Source organism: Corallococcus sp. AS-1-6, assembly GCF_020037015.1.
Lineage (GTDB): Bacteria > Myxococcota > Myxococcia > Myxococcales > Myxococcaceae > Corallococcus.
The window spans coordinates 1-5410 of record NZ_JAIQDE010000069.1; the positions used below are offsets into that span (position 1 = coordinate 1).

The window sequence follows — 5410 nt, forward strand, 5'->3', positions numbered from 1 at the left end:
CGCCAGCAAGAGGCGGTGAAGGAAGCCGTGGTGGTGGCGAAGGGGGAGGGCGCGGAGAAGCGCCTCGTGGCGTACGTAGCGCCGAAGGCGGGCGCGACGCTGGAAGCGGAGTCCCTGAAGGCAAGCCTGCGCCAACGGCTGCCGGAGTACATGGTGCCTGGAGCGGTGGTGGTGCTGGAGTCGCTGCCGCTCAACTCCAACGGCAAGGTGGACCGCAAGGCCCTGCCGGAGCCGGAGGCCCAGAAGGCCGGAAGTACCTACGAAGCGCCGCGCACGGAAGTGGAAGCTCAGTTGGCGGCCATCTGGGCGGAGGTGCTGCGGGTGCCGCAGGTGGGCGTGAAGGACGACTTCTTCGCGCTGGGCGGGCACTCCCTGCTGGCCACGCAGGTGGTGTCGCGGGTCCGCGCGGAGACGGGCGCGGAGCTGCCGCTGCGTGCGCTGTTCGAAGCGCCCACGGTGGAAGCCCTCGCCCGCAGGCTGGAGAAGGCCGGGCGCGCGAAGGCACCGGCCCTCGTGCCCGTGTCACGGGATGCACCGCTGCCGCTGTCGTTCGCGCAGCAGCGCCTGTGGTTCATCGATCAACTGGAGCCGGGCACGGCGCTCTACAACGTACCCGTCGCGGTGCGGCTGGAGGGCGACCTGGACGTGGCGGTCCTGGATCGGGCCCTCCGTGAGGTCGTGCGCCGTCACGAGTCCCTGCGCACGACGTTCGTCGCGGGCAACCCCGAGCCGGTGCAACGGACCACGTCCGAGAGCGCCTTCACGCTGGCGGTGGATGACCTGACGTCGAACGCCGCCGCGCTCCAGAAGCGCGTGGAGCAGGAGGTGCTGCGGCCCTTCGAACTGGCACACGGGCCGCTCCTCCGCGCGCTCCTGCTGAAGCTCGACGCGCGCGACCACGTGCTCGTCATCACGATGCATCACATCGTGTCGGACGGCTGGTCGCTCGGGGTGTTGGTCCGGGAGGTCGGCGCGCTCTACGCGGCGTTCGTGCAGGGCCATCCCTCGCCGCTGCCGGAGCTGCCGGTGCAGTACGCGGACTACGCGGCGTGGCAGCGCGGCTGGTTGCAGGGCGCGACGCTCCAGCGGGAGGTGGACTACTGGAAGCAGAAGCTCGCCGGTGCGCCGCCGGTGCTGGAGCTGCCCACGGATCGTCCGCGTCCCGCAGTGCGAGGAAACGCGGGAGCGACCCAGGGCTTCCTCTTGCCGCAATCGTTGACCCAGTGCCTGAGGAGCCTCGCGCAGCGCGAAGGGGCCTCGCTGTACATGGTGCTCCTGGCGGGCTGGCAGGTGCTGATGTCGCGCTACTCGGGGCAGGACGACATCAGCGTGGGTTCACCCATCGCGGGCCGCACGCGCGCGGAGGTGGAGGGACTCATCGGCTTCTTCGTCAACACGCTGGTCCTGCGCACGAACCTGTCCGGAGACCCCAGCTTCCGGGGCCTGCTCCAGCAGGTGCGCGAGACGGTCCTGGAGGCGCAGGAGCACCAGGAAGTACCGTTCGAGAAGCTGGTGGAGGCGCTCCAGCCCGAGCGCAGCCGCAGCCACACGCCGCTGTTCCAGACGCTGCTGGCGCTCCAGAACGTGCCCGTCGGTGAAGCCCGGCTGCCCGGCATGACGCTCAAGCCCGTGGAGTTCGCGGGAGGAACGTCGAAGTTCGACCTGAGCCTCTTCTTCGTGGAGACCGCGGAGGGCCTGAGCGGAACGCTGGAGTACAGCACCGACCTGTTCGAGGCCGCGACCGTGCACCGGATGGTGGAGCACCTGCGCGTGCTGTTGGAAGGCGTGGTGGCGAAGCCGGAAGCAGCGGTGGGCCGACTGCCCATGCTGACGGAGGCGGAGCGCCAGCAGGTGCTGGTGACATGGAACCAGCAGCAGGCGGAGTACGACCGGGACGCGACGATTCCGCGCCTCTTCGAAGCGCAGGCAAGGCGCACGCCGGATGCCGTCGCGGTGGTGAGTGGCAAGCAGCGGCTGACGTACCGGGAGGTGGAGGCGAAGGCGAACCAACTGGCGCACCGGCTGCGCAAGCTGGGAGTGGGCCCGGAGTCGCGAGTGGGCCTATGCGTGGAGCGCACGGCCGACGTCGTGGTGGGAACGCTGGGCATCCTGAAGGCGGGCGGCGCCTACGTGCCGTTGGATCCGAGCTACCCGAAGGAGCGCCTGGGTTGGCTGCTGGAGGACGCGCAGGGCCCAGCATTGGTGGCGCACTCGCACCTGCTGGAATCGCTGCCCACCTTCAGCGCGCAGGCCGTGTGCCTGGACACGGACGCGACGTTGGCGACGGAGCCGACAGAGGCACCGGAGTCCGAGCTGCGCCCGGAGAACGTGGCGTACCTCATCTACACGTCAGGAAGCACAGGCCGTCCGAAGGGCGTGGCGGTGACGCACCGGAACGCGGTGGCGTTCCTGTCATGGGCAACGGAGACGTTCACGGAGGAGGAGACGAAGGCAGTGCTCGCGGCGACGAGCCTGAACTTCGACCTCTCCGTCTTCGAACTCTTCGCGCCGCTGGTACGAGGCGGCAGCGTCGTGGTGGTGCGCAACGCCCTGCATCTGGCGGAGGAGAAACCGGACGCAGAGGTGACGCTCATCAACACGGTGCCCTCCGCGATGGCGCAACTGGTGCGGCTGAACGCGGTGCCGCCGTCAGTGCAAGTCATCAACCTCGCGGGCGAAGCCCTGCCGGAGACGCTGGCGAAGGCCGTGTACGCGGTGCCGACGGTGAAGAAGCTCTACAACCTGTACGGCCCGTCGGAAGACACGACGTACTCGACGTGGTCGCTGGTGGGGCGCAATGAGGTGCCGAACATCGGTCGGCCACTCACCAACACGCGGGCGTACGTGCTGGACAAGTACCTCCAGCCCGTACCGGTGGGCGTGGCGGGAGAGCTGTTCCTGGCAGGCGAAGGCCAGGCGCGCGGCTACCTGCTGAGGCCGGAGCTGACGGCGGAGAAGTTCCTGCCGGAAGTCCACGGCCCCGAAGGCAGCCGCATGTACCGCACGGGAGACCGGGTGCGGTACCGGGCGGACGGCGTGCTGGAGTACCTGGGCCGGGTGGACTTCCAGGTGAAGGTGCGAGGCTTCCGCATCGAGCTGGGCGAAGTGGAATCCGCACTGCGCCAGCAGGAGGCGGTGAAGGAAGCCGTGGTGGTGGCGAAGGGGGAGGGCGCGGAGAAGCGCCTCGTGGCGTACGTAGCGCCGAAGGCGGGCGCGACGCTGGAAGCGGAGTCCCTGAAGACAAGCCTGCGCCAACGGCTGCCGGAGTACATGGTGCCCGGAGCAGTGGTGGTGCTGGAGGCGCTGCCGCTCAACTCCAACGGCAAGGTGGACCGCAAGGCCCTGCCGGACCTGGACGTCACCGCGTCCCATGCCGAGAGCTTCGTCGCACCCCGTGACGCGCTGGAATCCCATCTCGTGGCGGTGTGGGAGGAGGTCCTGGGCGTGAAGCCCATCGGGGTGCGCACCAGCTTCTTCGCGCTGGGAGGCCACTCGCTCCTCTCGGTCCGCCTGATGGCCGCGCTGCGCGAACAACTGGGCCGCGATGTCCCCCTGGCCGCGCTCTTCCAGCACCCGACCGTGGAGGAGCTGGCGAAGCTGCTGCGCGCCGAAACGGAGACGTGGTCGCCGCTCGTCCCGCTGGAGAAGGGCGACGCGGGACGCCGGCCGCTGTTCCTCGTCCACCCGGGCGGCGGCAACGTGCTCGCCTACCCGGAGCTGGCGCGGCTCCTGGGGCCCCATCAGCCCGTCTTCGGCATCCAGGCGCGCGGCCTCCAGGCCGGCCATGCCGTGGTGGAGACCGTGGAGGAGATGGCCACCCTGTACGTGGCCGCCATCCGCGCGGAGCAGGCGGAAGGGCCGTACCTCCTCGCGGGCTGGTCGCTCGGCGGCGTCATCGCCTTCGAGATGGCCCGCCAACTGCGCGCTCAGGGCCAGGCCGTGGGGCTGCTGGCGCTGGTGGACGCCTTCGTCCCCGGCGTGGGCGCGCCTCCTGGTGAAGCCCCCAGCAAGGACCCCGACGCCAGCACGCGCGTCGCCTTCGCCCGGACGGTGGCCCAGGCCTTCTCCCTGACCCTGCCCGTGTCCGACGACGCCCTGGAGCGCATGGACGACGAAGCCATGCTGGGGACGCTCCTCGCCGTGGGCGTCCAGGCCGGCCTCCTGGAGGAGGCGACGGGCCGCGAGCAATTGCGCGCCCTGTTCCGCGTCTACCAGGCCAACCTGCGCGCCATGGACCGCTACGTCCCCAGCCCCTACGACGGACCGGCGCTGCTGCTCGCCGCCACGGAGGCGACCCCCACCGCCGGGGTGCCGCGCCACCGCGGCTGGGCGCCCTTCGTCCGGGGGGGACTGGACGTGAGGGATGTCCCTGGGGGACACCATCAACTCATGCAGGAGCCGTACGTGCGGCACGTGGCCACGCTGTTGCGCGAGGCCGTGGAGGACAAGTCATGACCGTTGAAACATCCGCGACATCCAGCGGGGGCTCACCGTGGCCCGACCGCATCATCCTGGCCATCTGGTTCGTGTGCTTCTCCGTGGGCTCCCTCATCCACATCCTCGTGGTGGCGAAGTACGGCCTCTTCGCGACGGACCCCGCGGATCCGCTGCCCATGCCGTTCCGCGTCGTGAACGAGTTCTTCACGGTGCTCAACCCGCTCACCATCGTGCTGCTCATCTTCAAGCGGCGGGCGGGCATCCTCTCCGCGCTGGGCGTGGTGGCGCTCGTCTACGTCCTCAACCTGGCGCTGATGGTGTGGTTCTGGACCGCGAAGCAGCACCTCCACGTCGCGTGGCTGTACCTCAACGGCACCATGGGCGTGTTCATGGCCCTGACCGCCAAGCGCCTGTGGCGGGCTGCCCCCGAGGCGAAGGCCCTCCCACCCGTCACCACCCCGAGCCCGACCTAGCCCCCGCCCCCCTGGCCGGCCGCCAGCCGGCCCCAGGGGAGGGGGCCCCGGGGAGAAACCCCGGGTCCGGACGCGCATCCTTGAGAAAGGTCGGGGGGGTCGCTATAAGCCCCGACCCACTACAACGCTGGACCTCCCTCCCATCCTGGGCGGGGGCAAGGCGCACTGGAGAGAAGCCATGAAGCCCGACATGCACCCGGTCTACCCGCCCTCCCGCATCACCTGCGCGTGCGGCAACGTCGTCGAGACCAAGTCCACCCGCGGCTCGTTCAGCGTGGAAGTCTGCTCGAACTGCCACCCGTTCTTCACCGGCAAGTACAAGCTGCTGGACACGGCCGGCCGCATCGACCGCTTCAAGAAGAAGTACGCGAACACCGCGCCGGCCGCCAAGAAGGGCGCGAAGGCCGCCGAGCCCGAGAAGGCCTAGGGGGTGTCCCTAATTAGCTGAAGAAAGGTGCTGGAGGCCGAGCGGCCGCCAGCACCGTGGTCAGGGCTGAGCT

Annotated in this window: 3 protein-coding genes; all 3 read left to right on the forward strand. The window is 69.8% G+C overall.

What is annotated here, in order from left to right; genetic code table 11:
• Window positions 1-15 precede the first annotated feature (15 nt).
• The 3 genes from K8612_RS38600 (at window position 16) to rpmE (ending at window position 5337) form a co-directional block, all read left to right on the forward strand.
• Entirely contained in the window at window positions 16-4455 is a 4440-nt protein-coding gene (locus K8612_RS38600; protein WP_223765905.1) for a non-ribosomal peptide synthetase, read from the forward strand.
• Entirely contained in the window at window positions 4452-4910 is a 459-nt protein-coding gene (locus K8612_RS38605; protein ID WP_223765906.1) for a hypothetical protein, read from the forward strand. The genes K8612_RS38600 and K8612_RS38605 overlap by 4 nt, the downstream gene beginning before the upstream one ends.
• Window positions 4911-5088: 178 nt before the next feature.
• Complete coding sequence (gene rpmE, locus K8612_RS38610) at window positions 5089-5337, forward strand: 50S ribosomal protein L31 (protein ID WP_223744979.1); 249 nt, start codon at window positions 5089-5091, stop codon at window positions 5335-5337.
• Window positions 5338-5410 lie beyond the last annotated feature (73 nt).